19 protein-coding genes and 1 pseudogene are annotated in these 25,256 nt (G+C 56.5%); 8 read left to right on the top strand and 12 right to left on the bottom strand.

All coding sequences use genetic code 11. From position 1 onward, the window contains the following. Window positions 1–289 precede the first annotated feature (289 nt). The 7 genes from ACA060_RS17795 (at window position 290) to ACA060_RS17765 (ending at window position 8,686) form a co-directional block, all read left to right on the top strand. The gene (locus ACA060_RS17795; RefSeq protein WP_497312143.1) at window positions 290–1,987 is read left to right on the top strand and encodes a sulfatase-like hydrolase/transferase; all 1,698 of its coding nucleotides are present in this window, start codon (window positions 290–292) and stop codon (window positions 1,985–1,987) included. Between the two features lie 180 nt (window positions 1,988–2,167). After that, the gene (locus tag ACA060_RS17790; RefSeq protein WP_497312141.1) at window positions 2,168–2,836 is read left to right on the top strand and encodes an ABC transporter ATP-binding protein; all 669 of its coding nucleotides are present in this window, start codon (window positions 2,168–2,170) and stop codon (window positions 2,834–2,836) included. Between the two features lies 1 nt (window position 2,837). Continuing rightward, window positions 2,838–5,309: an ABC transporter permease gene (locus ACA060_RS17785; protein WP_497312139.1), complete on the top strand. Its 2,472-nt coding sequence runs from the start codon at window positions 2,838–2,840 to the stop codon at window positions 5,307–5,309. Then, on the top strand, window positions 5,299–6,354 hold the full coding sequence (locus ACA060_RS17780; RefSeq protein WP_497312137.1) for a lipocalin-like domain-containing protein: 1,056 nt from the start codon (window positions 5,299–5,301) through the stop codon (window positions 6,352–6,354). The genes ACA060_RS17785 and ACA060_RS17780 overlap by 11 nt, the downstream gene beginning before the upstream one ends. A gap of 62 nt (window positions 6,355–6,416) precedes the next feature. Continuing rightward, window positions 6,417–6,659 (top strand): hypothetical protein, encoded by a 243-nt coding sequence (locus ACA060_RS17775; RefSeq protein WP_109632873.1) that lies wholly within the window; start codon window positions 6,417–6,419, stop codon window positions 6,657–6,659. Between the two features lie 271 nt (window positions 6,660–6,930). Further along, complete coding sequence (locus ACA060_RS17770; protein ID WP_497312135.1) at window positions 6,931–7,509, top strand: hypothetical protein; 579 nt, start codon at window positions 6,931–6,933, stop codon at window positions 7,507–7,509. A gap of 355 nt (window positions 7,510–7,864) precedes the next feature. Beyond that, window positions 7,865–8,686, top strand: a complete 822-nt coding sequence (locus tag ACA060_RS17765; RefSeq protein WP_497318297.1) for a VanW family protein — start codon at window positions 7,865–7,867, stop codon at window positions 8,684–8,686. Window positions 8,687–8,777: 91 nt separating this feature from the next. On the opposite strand, the gene ACA060_RS17760 is transcribed toward ACA060_RS17765, so the two are convergent. The 9 genes and pseudogenes from ACA060_RS17760 to ACA060_RS17720 form a co-directional block, all read right to left on the bottom strand. Next, on the bottom strand, window positions 8,778–9,380 hold the full coding sequence (locus ACA060_RS17760) for a hypothetical protein (RefSeq protein WP_497312133.1): 603 nt from the start codon (window positions 9,378–9,380) through the stop codon (window positions 8,778–8,780). A gap of 361 nt (window positions 9,381–9,741) precedes the next feature. Further along, entirely contained in the window at window positions 9,742–9,912 is a 171-nt protein-coding gene (locus tag ACA060_RS17755; RefSeq protein ID WP_497312131.1) for a hypothetical protein, read from the bottom strand. After that, window positions 9,909–10,223: a hypothetical protein gene (locus ACA060_RS17750; RefSeq protein ID WP_497312129.1), complete on the bottom strand. Its 315-nt coding sequence runs from the start codon at window positions 10,221–10,223 to the stop codon at window positions 9,909–9,911. Before ACA060_RS17750 ends, ACA060_RS17755 begins: the two co-directional genes overlap by 4 nt. 268 nt (window positions 10,224–10,491) lie before the next feature. Further along, window positions 10,492–11,536, bottom strand: a pseudogene (locus ACA060_RS17745) (RHS repeat domain-containing protein); the annotation flags it as partial. A gap of 315 nt (window positions 11,537–11,851) precedes the next feature. After that, window positions 11,852–12,952, bottom strand: coding sequence for a DUF6708 domain-containing protein (locus tag ACA060_RS17740; protein WP_497312127.1), 1,101 nt, complete (start codon window positions 12,950–12,952; stop codon window positions 11,852–11,854). Beyond that, window positions 12,952–16,314, bottom strand: coding sequence for a toxin VasX (locus ACA060_RS17735; RefSeq protein WP_497312125.1), 3,363 nt, complete (start codon window positions 16,312–16,314; stop codon window positions 12,952–12,954). The genes ACA060_RS17740 and ACA060_RS17735 overlap by 1 nt, the downstream gene beginning before the upstream one ends. Further along, window positions 16,311–17,210 (bottom strand): DUF4123 domain-containing protein, encoded by a 900-nt coding sequence (locus tag ACA060_RS17730; protein ID WP_497312123.1) that lies wholly within the window; start codon window positions 17,208–17,210, stop codon window positions 16,311–16,313. The genes ACA060_RS17735 and ACA060_RS17730 overlap by 4 nt, the downstream gene beginning before the upstream one ends. Continuing rightward, window positions 17,203–19,245 (bottom strand): type VI secretion system Vgr family protein, encoded by a 2,043-nt coding sequence (locus tag ACA060_RS17725; RefSeq protein WP_497312121.1) that lies wholly within the window; start codon window positions 19,243–19,245, stop codon window positions 17,203–17,205. Before ACA060_RS17725 ends, ACA060_RS17730 begins: the two co-directional genes overlap by 8 nt. A 131-nt stretch (window positions 19,246–19,376) precedes the next feature. Next, window positions 19,377–19,892, bottom strand: coding sequence for an Hcp family type VI secretion system effector (locus tag ACA060_RS17720; protein ID WP_010455578.1), 516 nt, complete (start codon window positions 19,890–19,892; stop codon window positions 19,377–19,379). 416 nt (window positions 19,893–20,308) lie between these two features. On the opposite strand from ACA060_RS17720, the gene ACA060_RS17715 reads away from it, so the two are divergent. Next, window positions 20,309–20,986: a type 1 glutamine amidotransferase domain-containing protein gene (locus ACA060_RS17715; protein WP_109632854.1), complete on the top strand. Its 678-nt coding sequence runs from the start codon at window positions 20,309–20,311 to the stop codon at window positions 20,984–20,986. A 157-nt stretch (window positions 20,987–21,143) separates the two neighbouring features. Here the strand turns inward: ACA060_RS17715 and hglS are convergent, their stop codons facing one another. From hglS to ACA060_RS17700, 3 genes are all read right to left on the bottom strand, one after another. Then, window positions 21,144–22,529 carry a 2-oxoadipate dioxygenase/decarboxylase HglS gene (hglS, locus tag ACA060_RS17710; RefSeq protein WP_497312118.1) on the bottom strand — a complete coding sequence of 462 codons (1,386 nt, stop codon included), beginning with the start codon at window positions 22,527–22,529 and terminating at the stop codon, window positions 21,144–21,146. Window positions 22,530–22,818: 289 nt separating this feature from the next. Continuing rightward, window positions 22,819–23,766, bottom strand: coding sequence for an alpha/beta fold hydrolase (locus ACA060_RS17705; protein ID WP_497312116.1), 948 nt, complete (start codon window positions 23,764–23,766; stop codon window positions 22,819–22,821). Window positions 23,767–23,788: 22 nt separating this feature from the next. Next, the gene (locus tag ACA060_RS17700) at window positions 23,789–25,243 is read right to left on the bottom strand and encodes a flavin-containing monooxygenase (RefSeq protein ID WP_497312114.1); all 1,455 of its coding nucleotides are present in this window, start codon (window positions 25,241–25,243) and stop codon (window positions 23,789–23,791) included. Window positions 25,244–25,256: the final 13 nt, after the last annotated feature.

The following is a 25,256-nucleotide window of genomic DNA, read 5'->3' as shown; positions in this document are numbered from 1 at the left end:
AGTGGCTATAACAGGCCCATTTTTGGGGCGTTTTGCCATCAAGTGCTTGCCGCTGCTGGATTTGCCGCGGTTTTGACGGGTTTTTTACATTTGGAAGAAAACGATAAACGGTCGTAGGGCTTGAAACACGGGGGTTACAGCCGGTCGGGTGTGTCAGATTTGAGTCAACGTTTTTTTGACGCTTTGTGTAAAAACCCGACATTTCTTGCGCTTTGATGGCCCGGTGCTAGTGTCAAAAAATGGCCGACAATCTATTGGCCAACGAACGGCCGCGAGAATCGGAAATACTATGATTCGATACCTCAAAGAACTGCTCTTAGTTCTCTATTTAGTTAAGAACTACGACTATTACCTGGAACGCCTGAGCGCAATGGGGATCGGTTTCCCGGTGCTGCTCTTTGGCGGGATGTTTATCGCGCTGACCGTGGCGCTTTTCATGACCGCGTACATCCGCCAGACGTTGATCCGTCATGTGTTTGCCCTGGCGATGTTTTTCTCGGCGGTGTTTTTCGATGTCTATACGCGCGTCACGGCCGATTACCTGACCTACAGCAGCTTTGTGTCGATGGTGTACTCCGGCGGATTTATCCAGGAGGCGGCGTACCAGTATCGCGACGCGATCATCAGTGGGGTGCTCGGCGGCTTGCTGCTGCTGTTCGGCATCGGACTCAAACCGCGTCGGCGCATGCCGCTGCCCGGCGCGTTGCTGGTGGCGGCGCCGGTGCTTGGGGTGCTGCTGCTCAGTGCGGTGTTGTTCGTGCGAGCGGGCGAGGGCGCCCGTGGCCTGCCGATCATGTACACGCCGCTGGCCTATTTGAATCTGTTCACCTATGAAGCCCTGCACAACACGGTCGGCCCGCGCGAGCCGGTGAAGCTGGCGCGCAACGATTCATCGCCGGGGCACGACATCGTGCTGATCATCGACGAAAGCATTTCCGGCAATTACCTGGACATCAACGCGCCGTTTGGCGTGCACAGCAACCTCAAGGAACCGCGCCCGGGCGTCGCGATCTTCAACTACGGTTACGCCGCGTCCATTGCCAATTGCAGCGCCGACACCAACATCACCCTGCGCTACGGCGGCACCCGCGCCGACTACATGCGCATCAACAGCACGATGCCGTCGATCTGGCAGTACGCGAAGAAGGCCGGCCTGCGCACCGTCTACATCGATGCCCAGCGTACGGCTGGCAACTTGCAGAACCTGATGAACGAAGCCGAGAAAAAGGACATCGACGAATTTGTGCAATTCGACCAGACCAGCGTGCGTGACCGTGACATGGCGGCTGCGGCGAAGCTGATCGAGTTGCTCAACGACGGCAAGCCCGAGCTGGTGGTGATCAACAAGGTGGGCGCGCATTTCCCGGTGCACGACAAATACCCGGATGCGTTCATGGCCTATCGTCCGACCTTGCCTCGGGGCCAGTTTGTCGAGATCGCGGACACCGGAAAGCGCGATGGTTTCAACGGTCAGCCGGATGACTGGGTGCTCTATCGCAATGCCTACAAGAACACGTTGCTGTGGAACGTCGGGGAGTTTTTCTCACGGGTGTTTGCCCAGGCGGACATGAGCAATGCGCTGCTGATCTACACCTCGGACCATGGGCAGGACCTGCATGAACGGGGCAATCCCGGGTTGAATTTGCACTGTGGCGGTGATCCGGTGCAGGAGGAGGGCCTGGTGCCGCTGGTGGTGATTCAAGGGGATCAGTTGCGCACACTGGATTGGCAGAAGGCGCTGGCCGGGAACAAGGACCGATCGAGTCACTACAACATCTTCCCGACGCTGCTGCAGTTGATGGGGTATGACCTGGCGGGGATCGAGTCGGTGTATGGCAAGCCATTGAGCGTGCCGACGGCGGACGAGTTTACGTTCAACTATCGGTTCAATGCGCGGCTGGGGGCCAAACCTGAGTGGAAGCACATTGATCTGAACAGCATTGTTACACCGGGGCAGGCGGCGACGAGCGTGGCGGTGGGGCAGTGAGGTTTTGGGTTGTCTGAACTGGCCTCATCGCGAGCAGGCTCACTCCCACAGGACTGCGTTGTTCACCAATATTGTGAACGACGCGGTCCTGTGGGAGCGTGGCTTGCCCGCGAAGAACGATAACGCGGTGCCGCTACCGTCCGCTATCCTAGGCGCTCTGACTTCAGCGAGCCTCCCTTCATGCTTCAGGTCCAAGGCGTCTTCAAAAGCTACGCCACTCCGCAAGGTCCATTGCCGGTGCTGCAAGGTGTCGACCTGACATTGAAACCCGGCAGCAGCCTGGCATTGATGGGCGAGTCGGGCAGCGGCAAGAGCACGTTGCTGCACTTGATCGCCGGGCTGGACAAGGTCGATCAGGGCAGCATCCAAAGCGGCGAGCATCGTCTGGATCAGATGAGCGAAGGGCAACTGGCCAATTGGCGGCGGACTGAAATCGGCCTGGTGTTCCAGCAGTTCAACCTGATCGGCAGCCTGCGCGTCGAAGACAATCTAGCGTTTCAAGCGCGGCTGGCGGGGCGGCATGACCCGCGCTGGCAGGCGCATCTGGTGCAGCGGCTGGGCTTGAGTGATTTGCTGCGGCGTTATCCCGAGCAACTCTCCGGCGGGCAGCAACAGCGCGTCGCGTTGGGCCGCGCCCTGGCGTCGCAGCCCAAATTGCTGCTGGCCGACGAGCCCACCGGCAGCCTCGACGAGGCCACCAGCGATGAGGTCTTGAAGCTGCTGTTGGAATTGCTCAACGACAGCCCGACCACTTTGTTGATGGTCACGCATAGCCACCGCATTGCCGCACGCCTAGCGGAAAAAGTGGTGCTGCACCGCGGCCGTCTGGCTGGCGCGGGCGAGCACTGAGGTGCGAGTCTTTCGCGAAACGCTGCGGGTGCTGCTCAGCCATTGGTGGCAGCACCCGGTGCAATTTTTCAGTGTGCTGACCGGGCTCTGGCTCGCCACCAGTTTGTTGACCGGCGTGGAGGCGCTGAACAGTCAGGCGCGGGAAAGCTATGCCCGAGCCAGTCAGTTGATCGGCGGTGAACCACAGGCCAGCCTCAACTCGCCGAGTGGCGCGACTTTCTCCCAGCAACTGTTTGTCGACCTGCGCCGCGCGGGCTGGCCGGTCTCGCCCGTGCTGCAAGGGCGGGTGACGCTCAAGGGCCATGAAGATCAACGTTTGCAGCTAATGGGCATCGAACCGGTGTCGCTGCCGGCCGGTTCGGCGGTGGCGGGGCGGTCGTTGGCGATCGAGCAGATTGTCGAATTTTTCACCCCTCCGGGCCGCACCTGGATTTCACCGCAAACCTTGCAGACGTTGGGTCTGCAGGAAGGTGAACAACCGCTGAGCGTGAGCGGCGTGGCATTGCCGCCGCTGCATGTTCAGACCGACATGGCCCCTGGCATGTTGCTGGTGGACATAGGCTTCGCGCAGCAGATTCTCGGCCTGCCGGAGCAACTGTCGCGCCTGCTGCTGCCCAAGGATTTCAGCGCGATACTGCCCGATCAATACAAAGGCCAGTTGCAGCTCAAAACCAGCGATGAAGAAAACAATCTCTCGCGGCTGACTGAAAGCTTTCATTTGAACCTCGATGCTTTGGGCTTTCTGTCCTTTGTGGTCGGCCTGTTCATCGTCCACGCCGCGATCGGACTGGCGTTGGAGCAACGCCGGGGATTGCTCAGAACCCTGCGCGCCTGCGGGGTCAGCGCTCGTATGCTGATTACCTGTCTTGCGGTTGAGCTTGGGGCATTGGCGCTGATCGGCGGGATTGCCGGCGTCGCCAGCGGCTACTTGCTGGCCAGTGTGCTGTTGCCGGATGTGGCCGCCAGCCTGCGAGGGTTATACGGCGCGGAAGTGGCGGGGCAATTGAGCCTCAGTCCGTGGTGGTGGTTCAGCGGTGTGGGCCTGAGTCTGCTCGGCGCGCTGCTCGCTGGTGCCAACAGTCTGTTGCGGGCGGCGCGTCTGCCGTTGCTGGCCCTGGCCGATCCGCAAGCCTGGCATCAGGCGCACGCGCGCTGGTTGCGGCGTCAGGGTTGGGTCGCGGCACTGGCTGCGGTCATCGCACTTATCGCATTGTTCTGGGGTGACAGCCTGGCCAGTGGTTTTGTGCTGATGGCGGCGCTGTTGGTCGGCGCCGCGCTGGCCTTGCCGGTGGTGCTCAATCTGATCTTGAACCTGGCGTTGAGCCGCAGTCATTCGGTGCTCGGCCAATGGTTTCTCGCCGACTGCCGTCAGCAATTGCCGGCGCTGAGTCTGGCGCTGATGGCGCTGCTGTTGGCACTGGCGGCGAACATCGGCGCCGGCAGCATGACCGCCGGTTTCCGCGAGACCTTCAGCGACTGGCTCGAACAACGCCTGACCGCCGAGCTCTACATCAATCCACAAAATCCGGCCCAGTCCCGAGAACTGCACACCTGGCTCAAACAGCAGCCTTCATTGACCGCCGTGCTGCCCAACTGGCAAGTGTCGATCCAGCTACAAGGCTGGCCGGCGGATATCTTCGGCGTGATCGATCACCCGACCTATCGCCAGCATTGGCCATTGCTGGAAGCATTGGGCGACAACCCCTGGGACCGCTTGGCCAAGGACGATGCGCTGATGCTCAGCGAGCAACTGGCCCGGCGCTTGAAGGTGCGGCTCGGCGATCACCTGACCATCCCCACGCCGGGCGGCCCGTGGTCGCCGCGGATCGTCGGGATCTACGCCGACTACGGCAATCCCAAGGGCCATCTTCTGGTGAACGCCAACCATCTGCTGCGCGGCTGGCCACAGCTCACGCCCAATCGTTTCAACCTGCGCATCGAACCGGCGCTGATTCCGCCGTTCCTCAAAACACTGCAGGCCCGTTTTAGCCTGGACGACAGCCGCATCGTCGATCAGGCGCGGCTCAAGGGTTGGTCCACGCAAGTCTTCGAACGCACCTTCGCCGCCACCGCCGCGCTCAATAGCCTGACGTTGGCCGTCGCTGGCGTGGCGCTGTTCATCAGCCTGCTGACCCAGAGCCAAAGCCGTCTCGGCCAGCTCGCGCCACTGTGGGCGCTGGGCGTGACGCGTCGACAGTTGATGCTGCTCAACCTCGGACAAACCTGGCTGCTGGCGGTGCTGACACTGGTGCTGGCGTTGCCGTTGGGAATTGCCTTGGCGTGGTGCCTGGACACGGTGATCAACGTGCAGGCGTTCGGCTGGCGATTGCCGTTGCGGGTGTTTCCGTTGCAGCTGGTGCAGTTGATGGGGCTGGCGTTGCTCGCGACATTACTGGCGTCGGCGTGGCCGCTGTATTCGCTGTACCGCACGCAACCGGCGGACCTGCTGAGGACGTTTGCGCATGAGGATTAAGGTCGGCTTGTTGCTATTGGCGTTGTTGAGCGGCTGCGACAACACGGCGCCTGACGAAAAGGGCTTCGCAGGTCTTGGGGGAGATGCCTCCGTATTCACACCGGTGGTGCCGGGCCGGGAATTCAGCTTTCCGGCAGACCACGGTCCTCACGATGGCTTTCGCATCGAATGGTGGTACGTCACCGCCAATCTCAAGGACGATCAGGGCCGCGAGTTTGGCGTGCAATGGACATTGTTTCGCAGCGCATTGAAAGCTGTTCCGGAGCAGCCTGGCTGGGGCAATCAGACCATTTGGCTGGGACATGCCGCTGTGACGTCGGCAACCGCCCATCACGCGGCCGAACGCTACGCCCGTGGCGGCGTGGGTCAGGCGGGCGTGAGCCTCGCACCGTTCACTGCCTGGATCGACGATTGGCACTTCAGTAGCCAGGGTTCCGATGCCTTGGCGGATCTGCAACTCAGCGCGCGGGACAAGGGCTTCAGCTACCAACTGCGGCTGACGTCCACCCGTCCGCTGGTGCTTCAGGGTGACAAGGGTTTCAGTCAGAAATCCGAACAGGGGCAGGCGTCGTATTACTACAGCCAGCCGTTTTTCCAGGCCAGTGGTGCGCTGGAGATTGATGGCAAGACTTATCAGGTCAGCGGTCCGGCGTGGCTTGATCGGGAATGGAGCAGCCAGCCGTTGACTGCCAATCAAACGGGTTGGGACTGGTTTTCGCTGCACCTGGACAGCGGCGAACAGGTCATGCTTTACCGCATGCGGCAAAAGGACGGCGCGCCTTACCTCACCGGCACCTGGATTGATGCCCAAGGCCAGACTCAGTCATTGGATGCTTCCGACATCAGCCTCACACCGCAGGACACCGCCAAAGTTGCCGGGCGTGATATGCCGGTGCGCTGGTCGATCAAGATCCCTGCCAAACACCTCGACATCTCCATCAGCGCGCTCAACCCCAATGCCTGGATGGATTTGCGCATTCCTTACTGGGAAGGCCCGGTGCAATTCAACGGCGGCACCGGCTACCTCGAAATGACCGGGTATTGAGTCGGAACTCTCGGTTCGGCGACGGCCTCCTAAGTTAACAAGTCCGTTCAATGGAGCCCGTCATGAGCGAAGACCTCAAACCACCCGACCTCGATGCCTGGCAGCGCCTGTTCGAAGACAAGGCCTACTGGCAGCAATCCCCCGATGCCCATTACAGCGAACTGCTGCGGGTGGCCGACGATTTGCTGGGGCAGGGCGCCATCGACCTGGAACAATGGCAGGCCTTGAAGGCAAAGGCCGAGCAATCCCATAAAGACTCGCCCGCGGTGAACGTCGCCCAAGAAGTCGATGACCCCGAAGCCTGAGGAGAACCACCATGAAACCCTAATCCCCCGACACCGCTGAACATCCCGATGAGCCGCGACCACCGGGCGAAGTCGAGCGCGACAACGACGCCCTGCGTCCCACCGATCCGACCCGGCGCAAGGAAAGCGGCAAGGGCACGCAAAGCGGCGAATCCACCGCGCAAGAAACTGCAAAAACTCCCTGAACTGCGTCTATGCTGAGTTGCACAGTCGGCGCTGACCCTCGGGCCAGAGCCGTCTGCTGCCATTCATCACAGGGAATGTACCGCCTATGAAACTTCACGCACTGACCAAAGCCATCACCCTCGCCACCTTGCTTTCCACCGGCAGCCTTGGCGCCATGGCTGCGGACATTCCGCTGTCGGCCGTTGTGGAAGCGGATCAGGTCACCACCAAAGTCGTATCGGTCGATGCGGCGAATCACCGGGTCGTCCTGGAAGGGCCGGAAGGTCGCCAGGTCCATGTGCAACTGACTGAAAAGGCGAAAAACCTCGATAACCTGAAAGTCGGCGATCAAGTCGACGTGAAGGTCACCAGCGCTGTCGCCGCCTACCTCGACACCGATGTCGACAAAGGCCTGCCAGGCACTGTCGAGCGCACCGGAGAAGTCCGAGCCGCCCCCGGCAGTGACAACCCGGGCGGCGAAGCCTACCGTCAGGTGCAGGTTCAGCTGAAAATCACCAAAATCGACCTGAAGAAGAACCAGCTGACCTTCGAAAACCCTGCTGGTCAGTCCAAAACCATCGACGTTGTACGGCCCGAAGTTCAAGCAAAATTGAAAGACCTGAAAGTTGGACAGAGTGTCGTCGTGACCTACACCGATATCCTCACAGTGACCAGCAAACACTGAAGTTGAGTATTAGCTCTATATATTGATTGTTCTCGTACAGTTTTTTTGTATAAGAACAATCAGTTTTAATGGTCGAACTGGTGAGTTTTTGTTGTCGTACAAATAATATTTAAGATGACATTTAATTAATGTTGTATCGATAAATTTCATGATTATGTGTACGGACAACTTCGCCAACTTCTATTAAAATACTTCCCGTTCGCCCAGTGGCAGGGCTCTTTACCAGTGCATGGATTGCCGAGGCCATTACACTGGGCGAACACCTCCCGGGTACGATACTCACCCGCAGCAATACGATAAGATGCGCGGCATTTTTCAGAAAAGGATGAAAGCGGCCGCCGCCGTTCTGACACGGATGAAACCACTCTCCCTTTATCACCCGGCCCTCTACTGGCTGCGCGTGTGGCAAAAAAGACTGTTTCGGCAAATAGCCTGGCGCTTCTCCAGTCGGCAATACGCCGTATCGATCAACACCGAATCCCGCTTGCCGTTTCGCTACCTCAAACACACCTCCAAGCTGATACGTAAACTCGGCAACTCCGATATTGCGCTGCAACACAACAAAGTCATCAACCTCAAACTGGCCGTCTCATCAATAAACGGCATAGTCATCGCGCCCGGCGAATACTTTTCCTTCTGCCACCTGGTCGGCCGACCGACCCGCAAACGCGGTTACGTCGAAGGCATGGAACTGTCATTTGGTGAAGCCCGCAGCGGCATCGGCGGCGGCATCTGCCAACTGAGCAACCTCATCCACTGGATGGCCATTCACTCGCCGCTGGTGGTGGTTGAACGCTCGAACCACAGCTTCGATCCGTTTCCTGATGAAGGACGGGTGCTGCCGTTCGGTTCAGGGGCGGCGATTTTTTATAACTACGTTGATCTGGTATTGCATAACCCGACGGATCGGCATTTTCAGTTGAAGTTGAAGGTTGGTGAGCAGCAGTTGGAGGGGGAATTGTTGTGTGATCGGGTGCGGGAGTTTCGGTATCACGTTTACCAGGTTGGGCATCGGTTTTTGCGCGAGGGGGGTAGGGTGTTTCGGGAGAATGAGATTTGGCGGGAGGTTAGGAGTAAGGGGCAAGGGAGTGAGGTGTTGGGGAATGAGCGGCTTTATAGAAATCGGGTGGTTGTTAAGTATGAGGTTGGGGAGAGTTTGTTGGTGGTGAATGGATGAAAAACGGGTGATCATAAGATCTCACGTTTTTTGTTGTTTAAATTTGTGCCTGTAGAAGCGGATACAGGCGTGCTTGAACACTAAATTTTTCTTAATATTTCCGAGCTTCAAGCGAGCCAATTTTGGCGGTCAGTGCCAGGGTAAATGCTTCTTCCGACGCGAACCGGGAAGTTTCCAGTAACTCTAAGAACCATTCTGCATTTAACGCAGAGAAAAGTTTCAACCATTCAGCATTATTGGCCTTGTGAGCTGGGACAGCAGATCCACCCAATCCATGTCCCTTGCCTTCAAAAAAAAGAAAATAGTCATCGGCGTAACAATACCCGATCAACTTTGGCCACTCAGAACTATGGGGGAGCTCCGGTACAAGATCCTTTTCGGCAATTACGTAATAATTTCGGACCTTGGACTCCTGAGGTAGGCGGGAGCCGGAAAGCCAGATAAGGCATTGGGTCGCCCTGTCAATGTCGTCCATCCAGGCAGATTCTTTTTTATCCAGCTCAATAAATGCCCCACCTGACTCCTTAAGATAGAACATCATCCAACCCTCACGTCCTTCGTTGACGATCAAGTAGCTATGTCCATAACCTTCGACAGTGAGTGACCAGCAGCCGAAAAATACTCGCTGGTCCGAGAATTCGCTAATGGTGAAGCCGGCACGCTGAATTGCATTTTTCAGTTCGGAATAAGGCATCGGTAGGCTCCTGTCATGAAATAAATCCGTCTATTTAACCGCTTTTTCGGAGATTTTTATTGTTAAAGATTCTCTAAATCAGTTGGTCCGCCATCATTAATCAGCTTTGATAGTTGCCTGTTGTAAAGCTCGATGTCCTGTGCGTTCGTCGTTTTGTTTATTTCTTGGCGCAGGAATTCCATACATTTAGATATTGTCAGTTTTTCCTTGCTAGACATATCCCTGATTAGGTCAAATCCATCTTCCGATAAAGCTGGGGCTTTTTTTCGCATGTAGTAATAGCACCCTATATTTTCGAGAAGATCGTTCGCGTCTTCTACGGTGCTTTTTACAGTCGTTACGTATTTTTCAAATGCATTTTTTAGAACTGACGCTGGATTTTTTGTGTCTTGAGAAAGCCGCAAAGTCCTTGCCAGTTAATGATGTGTAACTGAGTTCCCCAGTCAGGATCTTTTGTGAAATAAATGCCGATACCTCTGAAGTATTCTGGGAATTCATCTCTGTTTAACGCTATTTCAAAATTGCTGATCATTGAAGTTGTTCCCAGTCATCAAATTGTCTCAAAAGTTTATTAATGTCCGCTCCGTGATTGATTTTTTCAGATCCAATCAGAGCTGCTTCCTTTGTTCCACTTTTTGTCTCGCCTCCAGGCACCCATTCTTTTGGATAAGCACCTGCTTCATTGCCATTTGGAATTTCATATTTAAATCTAGGATCATCAGGCTTGATTTTGACGAGATAGATTTTGGCAGATGAAAGGTCTGCAGAGCCAAGATTGAGCTCCCTGTTGAGCACTTCCCAATTACCACCACTAGCTTTGTACTTAGCAACCACATTGTCCATTTCGGAGGGCAATCCTACAAATTTCCTAGGAGGGAATGTTGGATAGCTGGAGCGTTCAATCCATTCGTCAATAACGACAAAGGAGCCTCCCTGATTTCTTGAAGGCTTCTTCGTGCATGTTTACGTATTGCTCCGGCAAATATTCACGAGTATCGGCAGGCCGATTTCCCTTTTCAAGGTTAATCACTTCATCGTACTTAGCCTGAGACATCGGAATGCTATCGGGTTTCGTTGCATTTGCCGAATTATTGGGCAGCTTGCAATCAGGCCCCGGACACCCCGAACTCAACCCCAGCGGATCCACCCACCCCGTAGGGTTAGGCACGTACTGGTAGTTATTCAACCCACCCGCAAGCTTGATCGGATCCGGCGTCAGATACCGTCCAGTGCCCGGATTGTAGTAGCGATGCCGGTTGTAATGTAAGCCCGTCTCCCCATCGAAGTACTGCCCCTGGAAGCGCAGCGGGTTTTCGATTTCGGCGACGTCGAGGGAGGCGAGGTTGCCGTAGGCGCGGTATTTCGCCGACCACATGATCTCGCCGCTGTAGTCGGTGAGTTCTTGTGGGGTACCGAGGTGGTCGAGTTGGTAGTAGAACGGCTCGGCTTTGAGCGGGCCTTCGCCATCGAGCATCGCCAAGGGCCGGAAGGAGCCCGGCTCGTAGATGTAGCTGCAATAGCGGTTGTTGGCGCTTTCGGCGATGAGGCATTCGCCTTGCCACAGGAACTCTGTGGTTGGCTGTCGACGGTTTTGGCGATACGGCGGCCGAAGGCGTCGTACTTGTAGCTTGCGATGCTGCCGCTGGGGAGAGGCTGACGCCGATGAGGCGGTGTTGGCAGTCGTAGCGGTATTCGGTGACGAGCTTTTGCCCGGTGCCGCGGCGCTCAAGGCTCAAATTGCCATAGGCGTCGTAGTCGTAATGTCGATCACCCTGCATCAGCAGGCGGTTACCTTTGACGTTGGCCAGGCTTGCAGCCTGCTGATCACCTTGGCCGAGCAGGTTGCCTGCCGGGTCATGGGCGAAACTTTCCGGCGCGGTGGCACGAACGTTGATCAGCCGGTCGAGCGGGTCGTAATGATAGCTACGATTGCCTTTTCGGCTGTCATCGATGCCGGCGAGGTTACCGTTGGCATCGTAAGCGTAGCGACGCTGGAACAGGTTGCGATCCTGCTGGTTGACGCTATGAGCTTGCAGGCGGCCTTGTTCGTCGTAATGGTATTGGCTGAGCAGCAGGCCTTGTTGACGTTGCTGCTCGCGGCCGGCGCTGAACTGGTGAGTCGTCAGGCGCGAGCCGTTGAGGTCGATGCTGCTCAGGCGACCACCGGATTGGTGGCGGTAGTCGAGCTTGCTGCCGTCGGGGAGGCGGCAGTGGCTCAGTTGGCCGAGTTTGTCGTACTCGTAACGCGTGGTGCCCCAGCCTTGGTGTTCAGTGTTCAGTGTTCAGTGTTCAGTGATCAGTGATCAGTGATCAGTGATCAGTGATCAGTGATCAGTGATCAGGCGGTCTTGCAGGTCATACTCTTAAGCCAGTGGCCGTCGTCGACGTTTACTTTACGCCGGACCTGAATCCAAATTCTCCGGCGGGGTAGTCGACTGTATTCATGCGTGGACACGGCTAATCAACTCCATTTAATAATTTTTTGATTCTTCTGCCTTGGCTTCCTTTAGGTTGGCCTTAAAGTACGTCATGAAGTCTTGCCCTTGCGCAAAGGCTTTTTCGATCTTCATGCTTTGTTCTTTTAGAGCGGCGCTGGGTTTGGCCCATTTTTCAGAGGGCAAAGATTTGGACCATTCGGCAATGGATGCAGGTAGAGATTTCATGCTGAAACGATGATCCCATTCCGCTACCCAGTACGGAAAGCGCCACAAAGTGATTGCATGAGAAAAATACCACCAGCCAATGCTCAGAGCGGAACGCTCGTTGTGTTGGTACTCCTCGTGCATATTTGCACGTTCTTGATCGAAAGTATGGCGACCCTCGTAAGGTGCTTTATTCGGGCAGTATTGCGGTCCCTTCTCCATGTAGAGGCGGATCGCTTCCCACTTACTCAAACCATGAGTTGGGGTCATTACACCTTGGTTTACAAAATGCACCGTATCGGCTTTTAGATCGTCGAAAGCCATGCCGAATGTATAAGTGCTAATGACGCCTACACCGGTGACTCCAGTGCTGACCGAGAGCCAGGACACCATCCCTTCCCATGGCTGAATCACAGGCTCATCAGACCCGTCCGCGAAAAAACAGACCTCACGGCGTTGCCTGTTGAAGCGTATAGGACGGGTTTGAGATTTTTTTCGTGTCGTGCTTATGACGACGTACAGACCAAGGGCCGCGAACGCTGTTCCTCCCCATCCTGAAATATATAAACCCGACTCAAAGAACTCGCTGAAGTACCAGGAAAAATCACGGCCAAAAGGGTTGTTGAAGGTCGAAAATCCCATGATCGTCGGTAAAACTAATAGACATGCAATTACAAAGCCCATACAAAGGCCGATCATCGCTCTTGCCTGAAATGCCTTGCCAAAGTTGCTGCTACCTACATCGAGATAGGTCTCATTGACCTCGATGAAGCTACCGCCCAGATCCATTGGAGTGCTACCCGTAGGTACGGGAAGTGGAGAAAGGAAAACAGCCTCTCCAGTCAAAAAACTACGTGTTTCACCGGATACTGGTCTTTTTTTGCTCAGTCCAAGCATATCGTCACGAGGTAATTGGTTCTGTAAAGGCATCAAATTTTACCGGGGCGTTGGGTGGGGCCAGGCACGTTGAGAAGATCAGTAGTCACGACCAATGATGGCGCACTGGCATTGCGGACGCGTAAGGCGGGAATAGAAGGAATCGTTTTTTCTTTCCCTGCGTTAAGCGTCATTGTCTGAAAGAATTTCTCACGGATTGCGCTATTTCCAGCGAGAGGATGATAGCGCAGTTTAATAGCTAACCCGTGCATCGCATTAGCTTCGTGTTGAAAAATCTCAAGACCTATTTTAAGTGGTTCGTCGGGAGTGCTGAGAAGATTTAGTTGATATACCATTGGCTCGGTCCACGGTTCCCATTTGTAATGGGGTGAGTTGTTTAGCCAGTATGCCTCTAGTTCGAAACTTACGTGGTCTAACTCACTAGTCGTGATACCCGGAATACTAATCACAGCCATTGGTTGGCCATTAATATTTTTTAAGCCTACTTGAGGTGCCGCAGTAATGTCTGCCAATTGCAGGCGATCCACTTCCAGTGGGCGCTGCAGACTTTTTTTACCCCATGCACCTTGCTGTAACCATTTGTCCAATTCTGATTTGTTGTAATGGTTGTAGATCCACTCACCGCCGAGCTGCAAAATTGTGAGTCCAAGTCCGATCAAATTTGCACGTGCCGCCACGCTGAGGACTCTGCCACCTGCTGTTGCCCACGCAACTGCTCTCGCTTCGCTGACTTTAGACGCGGCCTCGTACATATATTGGCCCGTACGAACCGTTGCCCAACCATTAACAGCAAGTTGTCCAGAATCTCCAACAAGAGTCATAGAAGCACCAGCCAGTTTGCCCCCGTCACCTGATCTTAACGCTTCTGTCCATTTGACTACTGAACCTTTCTCTCCATACAAGCTAATCGCTGCGGCCGACGCTCCAAACCCATACGCGGCTAATCCCAGTCCACCTGTGAGTCTGCCAAAACGCGCCGCCAATTTGATTTTTCCGGCCGCGCTTGAGTAATTGCGTTGCGCTGCTGTTAAGGTTGTTATCGATATCCCTTGAGCGGCAGCAAATATCCCGCCTAGCATTGAGAAAAATGAGTTTGTTACTGCTAGTTTGTCAGAAAAATCAACATCTTTTTTACGAGAGAACTCCGACTGAACAGTTAGAAAGCTCATGATTTGAACTACCATGACCGCTGACGCGAAAATATCTCCACCTGCCGATTTGAATATATCTTTTCCAAGACCTTTCACTTTGTCCGGGCGGTTTAATCGATAGTCTTCTGCCATACGGTGGAACTCGACTTCTTGTGCGCTGGTCAGGCCCTTAATCTTTAATCCGATTTTGCTGGGCCCTTCACCTACCAGCCTCATAGCGGAAGCAATGCTTGCTTCCAGGGGAGGGAGCATCTGTTGAATGGATTTGCGTTGTGCAATCAATGCACGATGACTGCCTTTAGGTGCTTTACCCTTACGTTCATTCGCCAGCATCTGCTTGATTTCGTTTTTTAGCGAAGCCATTTTTTTACGAATCTCGCCGGCTTTTTCTGAATCCGCTTTATACGCTCGAGCTTGTTCCGCCGACGCGAACTCCAAGGTCATCCCTTGTTTGCCGAAAGTTCTTAGTACGTCAATCCACGCTGCACCGGGAATGTGGCGTAGAACTTTCGCTGGATCAATGGGCTGGCCACTGCGCACGCTTTGCATGGCCTCTTCAAGGGCGTTCGCTAATCGAAGTTGTTTGGCTGGTTCGTATGCAGTGCTTCTTGTTTGGTCGAAAGTTATGCCGTCTTCGCTGAGGTTCATTGCTGCGGGAAGGTCTTGATTCAATAGTTTTTTGAACTCGACACTAAGATCCTTTATTCCCTTGTAGTCACCAGTGGAAAGAGGGATATCGCGTACGGTTTTTACAATCGAGCTCATCTTCGCGTAAAAATCTTTTTGATCTGTAAGGCTCAGGGTGAAGAATGTAGGTACTGTAAAGCCGGGTTGTTTTTCGATCAGCTCTGCGATCGCATCAGTCGCCTTGTCTGTTCGGCAAATATCTTTCAAGCATGCATATTCAGTGGCTAAAGATGTTTCTATTTGATTAGACAGCTTAGAGTCGAAGTACCAGGCGGAGCGATGGAAGCGTTTTTCGCTTGCTAATTTGACTCGGTCATCTGTGATCAAGTCCAATCGCCTGTTCCAGCGGCTGAGTTGAGTTCGTTGCTGTTTCAGGAAAGCTTCCATAGCGGGGCGATCAATTAGGTCATTGATGCCGTCTTGCCCCATTTTTGCACCATCTAGCGCATCATCTGCATTGTCGTCAATAGAATCGATCAAGTCTTCATACTTGGTGTACAAAGTGCCAAGACTTGTGCGCATACGCAACTTTGAAGCTGCGACAGCACCACGCTGTGTACCCGCACCTGAATAATGAGTTTGGTTTTTGATATTGACGTAATCGACGATGGACTGTCGCTGTTCTTCGGTGGTTTCGTCCTTGAGTTCGGCAAAGCGCGGATCGCCTTGAGCGGCTTTAAGTATCGTATCGCCGGTTACCCTATATAGCGACTCGATATAACAGCCAAACACATACTTCTTTTGATTGGCCTCAGCGTCACTCCAGTCACTGATCCAGCCAGTGACCAAATCCTGATGCTCAGCGAGATCGCGCAACACGCCCAAGTCATCCTGTACGACCAAGTAAAGATGGTCACGCTCATTTTCTGCCTTTACTTGCTTTTTGAGCGCACCCAACTGAGTTTTTTTGAAGTGAGGTGTTTGCTCCCACAGATAGTCTTTGCTCTCCTCAGGCTTGGCACCCGTAACCGCCGGCTCTTTACTCGGCTGTTCCGCAATCTCCGCAATCCACTTTTCCGCCTGACTTGGAGTCAGTAGATTAGCTGCGCCTTTCTCAGGATCTGCATTGGTGAGATCGACCTTTTGCATGAAGTACTCACGCTCGGACTTGTGCTTGATGACCTGCGCGCATTTGGCGGCGGTCCATTGCACCTCGGAGTAGTTGACGTAGAGCTTGCTCAGACGCGGGAAGACCAGCACGGCTTCGCCCACGTTGCTTTCGCGTGTGTTTGCGGTGATTTCGCCTTTTTCCCATAGCAGTTGGGTCACGATGCCGTTCTGGATTCGGTATTCGTGCATGACGGCTTGAGGTTTTTTATCGACGATGATGTAGAGCCATCCGTCGCGCATCAAGCGAATGCCTAGTGGGCGAGAAGTGGTTTTGTACGGCATCGCCAGTGCGCTGGACGGGTCGAGTCGTTCGACCAGACCGTAACGCAGTGGGATGAGCTGGATTTTAGCCTTCATCAGCGAGCAGCCGCCCATGGCACACTTGCCGTCGTCCCGGCTTTTTGCAACGTTGTTCGGGCTTTTGCCGGTCGATGTTGGCGTTGTCATCCTTGGCTCCTTAGCGGGGTTTCAGCCCGTTCCTGGGCAATATCAGCGACCCGTTCGAGTCGTTGAGCGGGTGTTTGTTCCGATGGGGTCTTGAGTACCGTATCCAGGTCGGGATGTTCCTCCAGCGCTCGCTCACCGAGAAACCCGTGAATGTTGGCATAAAGTGTGATGTCGAGTTCGGTGTTGAAGCCGCAATCATACGAGGTCGATGCCATTGCGTGCAGATGTTCCCAACGCTGCAACGGCGTCGATTGTGCCTGATAGGTCGGAAAGTATTCGTGCATGTGTTGGTCGAGGCGCAGGACGATGCTTCGGAAATTCACTTCGTCCAGTTGGCTGAGTTGCTCGTCGCTCAAGCGGTAGCGTTTGCTGTGGTTGGGCTCGGGGGCTTTGCCCGGTCGCTGGTTGATGTGCCAGCAGCCCAGCGCCGCGTCGGCGGCGACGATCTGCGAGCAAGGGCCGAACAGGGTAGGGTCCTTGATGCTCTCGGCGTGGCTGAGCAATGCGTGAGCGACGGCAGGGTCGGCGACGCGCAGCAGGACTTCTTCACCCTGAGGGTGCATGACGCTGGTCAGCCAGCGGAAGTGCTCGACCATTTGTGCCCAGGGTTGATCGCTGAACACCAGGTAGCCCCATTCCTGGCGGGACTCAGCTAGAAATTTCGCGAGGATGGGATTGTTTTGCGCTTTTATCTGAACCAGACACGGCGAAACGTCACCCAATTCAGCCCACGGGGTACCGAGGTAGAGCGGCTCAAAAATCGGATCGTCTGACCATTGATAAAGGTGCTGGGGCAGTTTTTCGACGCTGACGCCATCCAGCAGCAAACCGACCGTGCCATTCCACGGCAATCCTTGAGGCAACCCATTTTCCAGGGGACAATCGGACTTAAGCATTTTGCGCCTCCAGTTTGGCCTTCTCGCAGATCGCGCAGATCGGCTTCTTCTGCATCAACGCTTGCCGCTGTGCCGGCACCAACAATTGCCCAGCCTTATCCGCATCCGCCTGCTTCAACACCCCCGGCAACAACGGCACCGCCCCCGTCCCGCTACCCGGCCCACCTCCGGAGTTCATGTTGATCACCGGCCCGCTCATGGTCACGCCGCCGTCATCGATCTTGATAAAGCTGCCACCGCCGATCAGTGTCAGTTCACTGCCCGCTTCAAGCACGACTTTCATGCCGCTGCTCAGGTGAATCTCCTGTCCAGCATCAATGAACTGACCGGTGCCGATCTTGATGTGCTGGTTCACACCCACGGTCAGGTGGTCGTTGGCGCGGGCCTCGACTTTGCGGTCGGCGTAGACGGTGTGGTGTTCTTCGGCCTTGAATTCGCTGTAGCTGTTTTGCTCGACGGTGTCGTGGCGTTCGTTGCCGACGCGGATTTTCTGGTCGTGCTCGACGTTCTCGTCCCAGTCGCGCTGGGCGTGCAGGAAGATTTGTTCCTGGCCTTTCTTGTCTTCGATGCGCAGTTCGTTGAAGCCGCCACCACCCTTGGAACTCAAGGTTTTGAAGGTGCTGCGGGTTTTGTTCGCCGGCAGCGGGTACGGGACGACGTTTTCCTTGTGGTACAGGCAGCCGCTGATCAGCGGTTGGTCGGGGTCGCCTTCGAGGAAGGTGACGAGCACTTCCATGCCGATCCGCGGGATGGCGATGCCGCCGTAGTGGGCGCCGGCCCAGGCGGAGGAGACGCGCAGCCAGCAGCTGGTCTTGTCGTCGGCCTGGCCTTCGCGGTCCCAGTGGAATTGCACTTTGACGCGGCCGTACTGGTCGCAGTGGATCTCTTCACCCTTGGGCCCGGTGACCACGGCGCTTTGGCTGCCGAGGATGCGTGGCTTCTTCTGCGTCAGCGGCGGGCGGTTCGGCACGTCCCACGGGGTGGCCTGGAAGCGGTTGCGGTAACCCTGGTGGAAATCGCCCTTGAGGCGGGTGGTGTCGCTGGTCACCGACTCTTCCAGCACTTGCGGCTGTTTGCCTTCGTGCAGGACTTCGGTCAGCAGCCACAGGTCGTTCCATTTGGCTTTCGGGTGTTGGGTCAGGGCCAGGAAGTGGCCGCTGACCAGCAACGGTTGATCGCTTTTGCCTTCGGCCAGCTGAAAGTCGCTGCGGTGGCGTTCCAGGTTGCGCTTGGCCAGGTGTTTGCCGCGCTCGCGGTCGATGAAGCGACCGGGGTAGTCGTAGTCTTCGAGGTCGGGCAGGGCGTCGCCGCGGTTTTCGCTTTCGAGGGTCAGGCGCGGCTTTTCGAAGTCGTAGTCGCGGCGGGTGGTGCGGCTGGTGCGGGTTTCCAGGCGCAGGTCGAAGCGCTTGATCACCGGGTTGTTGGCGACCATGCCGGAGTCTTGCTGGTAGGCCACGGGTGCGAGTTTCGGGAACACCGTCTGGTCATCGCCGAACACCAGTTTGTGGGCCGTGGCGCTGTGCTGGAAGTGGTAATGGATACCTTCTTCCTCGCACAGGCGCTGGACAAATTGCAGGTCCGATTCATCGTATTGAACGCAGTAGATGCGCTCGGGATAGATCGCCCCGACTTTGAATTCATAGGCGTTGCTTTGAATGCCGTGCTCTTCAAGGACCATGCCGATGATTTTCGGCACCGTAAGGTTCTGGAAGATGCGTTGGTTGATGCGGTGCGCGAGGTAGGACAGTTGCGGGCGCAGGGTCACCGCGTAGCGGGTCAGGCGTTTGCCGGAATCACCCTGGGCGGCGCGATAGATCTGGCCATGGATGCCGCTGCCGTCAGGCGAGAGCTGCAAGAAGGCCGGTTTGTGCAGCAGGGTCTCGAGGTCCAGGGACGGCTGTTCACTGACCAGCTCCACCTCAAACACAAAAGGCTGGCTGATGGCTTCCCGACCTTGCAGGGAAAAGACCTGAAAGTCGCTGGAAAGACCTTCGATGGTCAGGGCAAAGTGAGTTTGATTGGCCGGCGCGAACATCCCTTGTTCCTCGTGCAGTGCTGCGGCATGCGCTGACACCCGGAAACCGGGTCAACGGACGCGAAATTCTGGAAGGGCGGAAACAACATCGACCAGCAGAGCTGGCCGATGCTTGTGACGGTCAGCCTGACTTAGGCGACCGGCATACGCCAGTCATCGGAACCCGAAGTACCGGATACTTCGTGGGTCCAGGTGATTTTGCGGTAGGTGAATTGCACTTCTTCCAGGTGAGTGAAGTGCGAGTTCGACGGATCCTGGCAGTTGTGCATTTTGTTGTTGATGGCGACGATGATCGCGTCTTCCAGTTTGGTGGTGTAGTAGTGCTCTTGGGTACCTTGAGCCGAAGTGCGGTACCACTGGATAACGATTTCGCTCATGCGCTCGCCGGAAGTCAGAGCGGCTTGCAGCAGTGGCGAAGCCTTGTCGTAGACCTTGGTGATCACGACTGGCTTGTGTACGCGCTGACCGGTTGGCTGGCCGGACTGTGGGTCACGCGGGATGATCACGTCGTGGCTGAAAGCCTGAACCATGACCTGGTCTTCGTGACCTTCTTGGTAAGTGTTGCCAACCGAGTCGGCGGTGAATGCGCCGGCGGTGATCAGACCTTGTTTTTCGCCAGTGACGGACATGTACGCTGGAGTAGCCATGGATGTGCTCCTTGCTGAATAAAGTGAGAGTGCCCGGGAGGCGGTATCGCCCGGTGGGTGCATGACTGTTATCAAGGTCCGTGCCAGAAATGGTTAAAGCTATGTAAATCAGGTGGTTGAGATTGTTTTGAGGGCCTTGAAAAGATGTTCAATCAGGAACTCGAAGGAATGTGCGCAAGAACTTGCGCACCACTGCGCAACTTCTTGCGCACTCGACTGGAAGGCCTGACAGGCCGGGCGATCAGCGCCTCGCAAGGGCCATTCGACACAAGGGGTGCGCAACTTCTTGCGCATCAAGGCTAGGGGCTATCACTCGATGGCTCCGCGCATCCGGTGCAACGAATCGACGGGCCGAGTGGTCCATAAAAACAGCGCCGTCGAGCGTCCGAACAACCTGGAAGTGGAGTGAGAACGACATGAAAATCCTGATGGTTTTAACGTCCCACGATCAATTGGGTGATACGGGTAAGAAAACCGGCTTCTGGCTGGAAGAATTCGCCGCACCGTACTTCGCCTTCAAAGATGCCGGCGCTCAACTGACCCTGGTCTCGCCCAAGGGTGGCCAGCCGCCGCTGGATCCGAAAAGCGACGAGCCGGATGCGCAAACGGCTGCCACTGATCGCTTTCGTAAAGACTCCGCGGCGCAGTCCGCATTGGCTTCGACGGCTGTATTGAGCACCGTCAGACCCGAGGATTACGACGCCGTGTTTTATCCCGGCGGTCACGGTCCACTGTGGGACTTGGCCGGAGACAGCTATTCGATCTCGCTGATCGAAGCGTTCATCAAGGCGGGCAAACCGGTCGCGGCGGTCTGCCATGCGCCGGGTGTGTTGCGTGATGTCAAAGGTGCGGATGGCCAGCCATTGGTCAAAGGCAAGCGAGTCACGGGTTTCACCAATTCTGAGGAAGAGGCGGTGCAACTGACGAAGGTCGTGCCGTTTCTGGTGGAGGACATGCTGAAGGAGAAGGGCGGCGAGTACTCCAAGGGTGCGGATTGGGCGAGTTATGTGCTCACCGATGGCCTGCTGATCACCGGCCAGAACCCGGCGTCGTCCGAGGCTGCGGCTGAGGCGTTGTTGGCAAAACTAGCCTAAACACCGGACCTGTAGCAGCTGGCGAAGCCTGCGTTCGGCTGCGAAGCAGTCGTGAAATCAGGCGCTGCGGTTTGTCAGATAAACCGCGTTTACCGGTTTACGACTGCTTCGCAGCCGAACGCAGGCTTCGCCAGCTGCTACAGGTCCGTGTCGCGCCTTAGATAGCGGGAGTCAACGCGGCAAAACACTGTTCGATCGAACGCCGCTGCGTCTCGGCATACAAACCCAGTTCGTCAATGGTCGGCCGCCCCAGTGCCTGTTCAAACGCCTGCTGGTTTGAATGCACGCCATAATTTACCTGCGCCGCATCCCCAAGGTTCGACTGGAAAATCCCCGCCGCGCTCACCGGCAGAAAATCCTCGTACACCAACGGTTCAACCCGCAAATAGCCACCGCTGAGCAGTTCTTCCAGCGGCAACGATTTCAGCTCATCTGCCGCCTGGCCTTTTTCCGTGAGGAAGTAGCGAAAGTACGCCAGTTCCTGTTGGCGCATGCCTTCGTAGGTGTCAGGGAATTCGCTGAAGTGCTGCGCCATCAGCGCGTTGTAGCGTGCGGCATTGGCCTCGTTGGGAAAGTCCTTCAGTTCATCGCGGGCAGCGTTGAGCAAACGGTCATAAAGCGCCCGGCCTTTTGGAGTGAGCGCGGCGCCACGCTGCTCGATTTCACCGAATCGCGCGCTGTGGCTGCCACGCGTCTCGGCTTGATCGGTGAAAGCGATCGGCTCGTCGAGCGCCTTGAAACTGGTCTGGCGCAGCAGGATCGGGCACTGGCGGCGGGGCGGACCTTCGATGACGGCTTTGGGCGTGATGCCGTGGGCGGGCATCTGCGCCTGGACGATGTCGATGTCGAGGGTGCGCGGTGTCAGGTGATTGATGTGCGGGCCTTTGAACGCCACCACGTCGGCGATCAGGCGATGCTGTGCACTGAGTTTCTGGTACTGCTCGGCGGTGACGGTGGCGCTGTGGTGCCAACGAAAGGTTTCCAGCGCCTGTTCGACGAAGTTCTGGGCCTCTTGTTCGGTCAGACCGCCCTCGGTTTCGGCGCGGTCGATCAGTGCAAGGGCGGTCGGGGTGAAGATCTGGCGTTTATCCAGCACCGACTGGGCGAAGGCACGCAGTTCCGGGTCTTCGATCAGTTCCAGGCGCAGCAGTGAGGTGAACACGCGGAATGGGCTGACTTGCAGGGCGGCTTCGTGCACGGCGCGGAACGCGGTGGAGTGCACCGGCACGCCGGCCGGGGTCAGGTCGTAATAGCCCACGGGTTGCATGCCCATCACCGCGAACAGCCGGGCGAGGGTGGCCAGTTCGCCTGCAGTGCCGACGCGGATCGCGCCGTGGCGCTCCAGGTCCAGCCGCTCGATTTCGCCGGTGCTGTTCAGTTGACGGGCCACCTGCGGATCGCTGTCCAGCACATGGCGGTTGGTCTCCTCCACCAGGTTCATCAGCGCGCCGTACAGCGGCACTTCTTCGCGGTACATGTCGGACATCGCTTTAGAGAAGCGTTGGCGGATCAGGTCAGGGCTGACGAAGCTTGGGTGGTTCATGAAAAAAATTCCTGGCGCGGTAACGAGAAGGATGTGGGAAAAGATCGCAGCCTTCCGCAATGCCGACAAACGAAGAATCTTACGGACTTCATTCTGCCAAGGACTGACGCACAACTGGCTGCAGTTGCCAACTTGTGGCGAGGGGATTTATCCCCGTTCGACTGCGAAGCAGTCGCAAAACCTGAACGCACGGTCTGTCTGATGCACTGCGTTGTCTGAATTCACGACTGCTTCGCAGCCGAACGGGGATAAATCCCCTCACCACAAGGCAGCTGCTAAAGGCTGGGGATTACAGGTGAGAACGGCTTTCCGAGCGCAGCGACCCCAGGAATTCTCCATACAACCGCGCCGTATTGGCCGGTTGTTCGACCATCGGCATATGGCCAATGTGGTCCCAGATGTCCACACGCAAATCCGCGATGCCTTTACTCCACACCGCCACGCTGCTGACATCGATCAAGCGGTCCTTGTGCCCCCACAGCAGCAGCGCCGGGCACTTGATGTCGGGCAGTTTGGGCTCCATCGGCGGGCTGGCGCGGAAGTCGTTGAAGATTTCTTCCAGCTCATCGCGACTCTGTTCATAACGCTGGGCAATAGCATCCAGCACCACGCCGGGCACCCACGGTGGTTCGGCCATGGTCATGGCATAGAGGCGCCGGAATTCTTCCCGTGAGTGAATCAGAAACGGGTTGTGCCCCTTGGCCAGATGCCGCTCCAGGTCACTGGCCTCGGGGGCGGTGACGCCAGCCGGGTCGATCAGGGCGACGGAGGCAATCCGGTCCGGGTAAGTCGCCGCCAACCACGCCGCGATGTAGCCGCCCATCGAGTTGCCGATCACATGGACTTTCTCGACCCCGCAAACGTCCAGCAACTGGATCATCCGCTTGGCCTGCAGCGGGATGTCGTAGCCGCCACCGGCCTTGAACCCGGTTTCGCCATGGCCGGCGATGTCGGGGATGATGACTCGATAGTTGCCGACAAAGTGCCGGGCGAAGCGCAGCCAGATGTTCTTGTCCGCGCTGTAGCCGTGCAGCATCAGCACACTGCTGGACGCTTCGTACGGCCCGCCTTGCCAGGTCGAGACGGTCATTTCCGTGATCGGTACGACGATTTTGTGCAGCCGATACAGCTTGGCCTCCATGGCCATGTTCAGGTCATAGAGCCAGTAACCGATGGCCGGATAACTCAGCCAGCTCCAGGCTACAAAAACCGCGATAAGGACAACCAACACAAGCATCAGGCATCTTCCTTTTACGTGTTCAGGACAAAATGTGGTCAGCGGGTTTCAGCGCCCGGGTCAACCGGTGATAGCTGAAACTGAACCCCGGAAACATGGCGATCACATGACCGCTCTTGCTTTGATACCAACTGTGGCAGCCCCCGGACTTCCAGACGGTGCGCTCCATTTCGCGGTGGATCATCTCAGTGTAGGTACGTTCTGCCTCGGGACGCACTTCAATGCTGCGCAAACCCTGTTCCTTGAGCGTGCGAATGCAGTCGAGGATGTAATTCATCTGCGATTCGATAATAAACAGCGCCGAGGTGTGGCCAATGCCGGTGTTGGGCCCGGTGACGATAAACAGGTTGGGAAAGTCCGGCAGGCTGGTGCCCAGATAAGCCCGCGGGTACTGGGCCCAGACGTCTTTGAGTCGGGTGCCGTTTTTGCCGGTGACCGGGTAGGAAATCACCCCGTCGGTGGCGTCGTACCCGGTGGACCAGACGATCAGGTCCAGGTCGATGTGCTGGCCGTCCTGGGTGACGATGCCGGTTTCGTCGATGGACGCGATGCCTTGTTCGCGGCTGTACAACGTCACGTTGCGGCGGCCGAGCGCCGGGTAAAGGGTGCTTGAGACAATCACGCGCTTGCAGCCGATGGTGAAGTCCGGTGTCAGTTTTCGGCGCAATTGCGGGTCGGGTACCTGGCGTTTGAGGAAGCGCAGGGCGTGTTGCTGGACCATGCGGATGGCTGGTTTCGAGTATTTGAAGGCAATCACCCGGGTTTCGAACTGCCAGTAGAGCATCCAGCGCAGCAGTTCGTACGCCGGTTTGAGGCCCAGCAGCCAACGCTGGAAGGGACCAAACGTCCGGTCGGCCCGTGGCAATACCCAATGCGGCGTGCGCTGGAACACATGCAGGTGCTCGACGTCGGGGGCAATGGTTGGAATAACCTGCGCCGCACTGGCGCCGCTGCCGACGATGGCGACACGTTTATGGCGATAGTCGAAGGAGTGATCCCAGTTGTTGGTATGAAATGTCTTGCCCTGAAAGCGTTCCTGACCTTCGAAGTGCGGGACAACGGGTTGGCTCAGCGGCCCCGTGGCATTGATCAGGAACTGCGCGTAAAACGTGCCTTTGGCGCCGGTGTGCACCGCCCAGCGTTGGCCGTCGGCGTCCCATTCGATGCGCTCGACATTGGCTTGCAGTTCGACCTTGTCCCGCAGGCCGAAGTGCTCCACCACGTACTGGGTGTAGTGGTGCAGTTCCGCCTGATCGGCGAACATTTGCGTCCAGCGGTAAGGGGCGAAAGACAGTGAATAGAGTGGCGAGGGCACATCGACGGCCGCGCCGGGGTAGGTGTTCTGGCACCAGGTGCCGCCAAAAAAGTCCCGTCGTTCCAGCAGGCGAAAATCGTCGATGCCTGCCTTGAGCAAATTGATCGCCGCGCACTGACCGCCAAAACCGCTGCCGATGATCAACACTTGAAAGGTCTGCATGGGTCTCCTTTTT

The sequence above is a fragment of the Pseudomonas sp. LBUM1671 genome, assembly GCF_059695685.1.
Note: the sequence above shows the minus strand (reverse complement) of the source record. Positions and strands in the feature narration are given on the sequence as shown.

What these genes read in the sequence shown, in the direction of transcription:
- ACA060_RS17795 (WP_497312143.1), top strand. Translation starts at nt 290, where the DNA reads ATGATTCGATACCTCAAAGAACTGCTCTTAGTTCTCTATTTAGTTAAG.
- ACA060_RS17790 (WP_497312141.1), top strand. Translation starts at nt 2,168, where the DNA reads ATGCTTCAGGTCCAAGGCGTCTTCAAAAGCTACGCCACTCCGCAAGGT.
- ACA060_RS17780 (WP_497312137.1), top strand. Translation starts at nt 5,299, where the DNA reads ATGAGGATTAAGGTCGGCTTGTTGCTATTGGCGTTGTTGAGCGGCTGC.
- ACA060_RS17775 (WP_109632873.1), top strand. Translation starts at nt 6,417, where the DNA reads ATGAGCGAAGACCTCAAACCACCCGACCTCGATGCCTGGCAGCGCCTG.
- ACA060_RS17770 (WP_497312135.1), top strand. Translation starts at nt 6,931, where the DNA reads ATGAAACTTCACGCACTGACCAAAGCCATCACCCTCGCCACCTTGCTT.
- ACA060_RS17765 (WP_497318297.1), top strand. Translation starts at nt 7,865, where the DNA reads ATGAAACCACTCTCCCTTTATCACCCGGCCCTCTACTGGCTGCGCGTG.
- ACA060_RS17760 (WP_497312133.1), bottom strand. Translation starts at nt 9,380, where the DNA reads ATGCCTTATTCCGAACTGAAAAATGCAATTCAGCGTGCCGGCTTCACC.
- ACA060_RS17755 (WP_497312131.1), bottom strand. Translation starts at nt 9,912, where the DNA reads ATGATCAGCAATTTTGAAATAGCGTTAAACAGAGATGAATTCCCAGAA.
- ACA060_RS17750 (WP_497312129.1), bottom strand. Translation starts at nt 10,223, where the DNA reads ATGGACAATGTGGTTGCTAAGTACAAAGCTAGTGGTGGTAATTGGGAA.
- ACA060_RS17740 (WP_497312127.1), bottom strand. Translation starts at nt 12,952, where the DNA reads ATGCCTTTACAGAACCAATTACCTCGTGACGATATGCTTGGACTGAGC.
- ACA060_RS17735 (WP_497312125.1), bottom strand. Translation starts at nt 16,314, where the DNA reads ATGACAACGCCAACATCGACCGGCAAAAGCCCGAACAACGTTGCAAAA.
- ACA060_RS17730 (WP_497312123.1), bottom strand. Translation starts at nt 17,210, where the DNA reads ATGCTTAAGTCCGATTGTCCCCTGGAAAATGGGTTGCCTCAAGGATTG.
- ACA060_RS17725 (WP_497312121.1), bottom strand. Translation starts at nt 19,245, where the DNA reads ATGTTCGCGCCGGCCAATCAAACTCACTTTGCCCTGACCATCGAAGGT.
- ACA060_RS17720 (WP_010455578.1), bottom strand. Translation starts at nt 19,892, where the DNA reads ATGGCTACTCCAGCGTACATGTCCGTCACTGGCGAAAAACAAGGTCTG.
- ACA060_RS17715 (WP_109632854.1), top strand. Translation starts at nt 20,309, where the DNA reads ATGAAAATCCTGATGGTTTTAACGTCCCACGATCAATTGGGTGATACG.
- hglS (WP_497312118.1), bottom strand. Translation starts at nt 22,529, where the DNA reads ATGAACCACCCAAGCTTCGTCAGCCCTGACCTGATCCGCCAACGCTTC.
- ACA060_RS17705 (WP_497312116.1), bottom strand. Translation starts at nt 23,766, where the DNA reads ATGCTTGTGTTGGTTGTCCTTATCGCGGTTTTTGTAGCCTGGAGCTGG.
- ACA060_RS17700 (WP_497312114.1), bottom strand. Translation starts at nt 25,243, where the DNA reads ATGCAGACCTTTCAAGTGTTGATCATCGGCAGCGGTTTTGGCGGTCAG.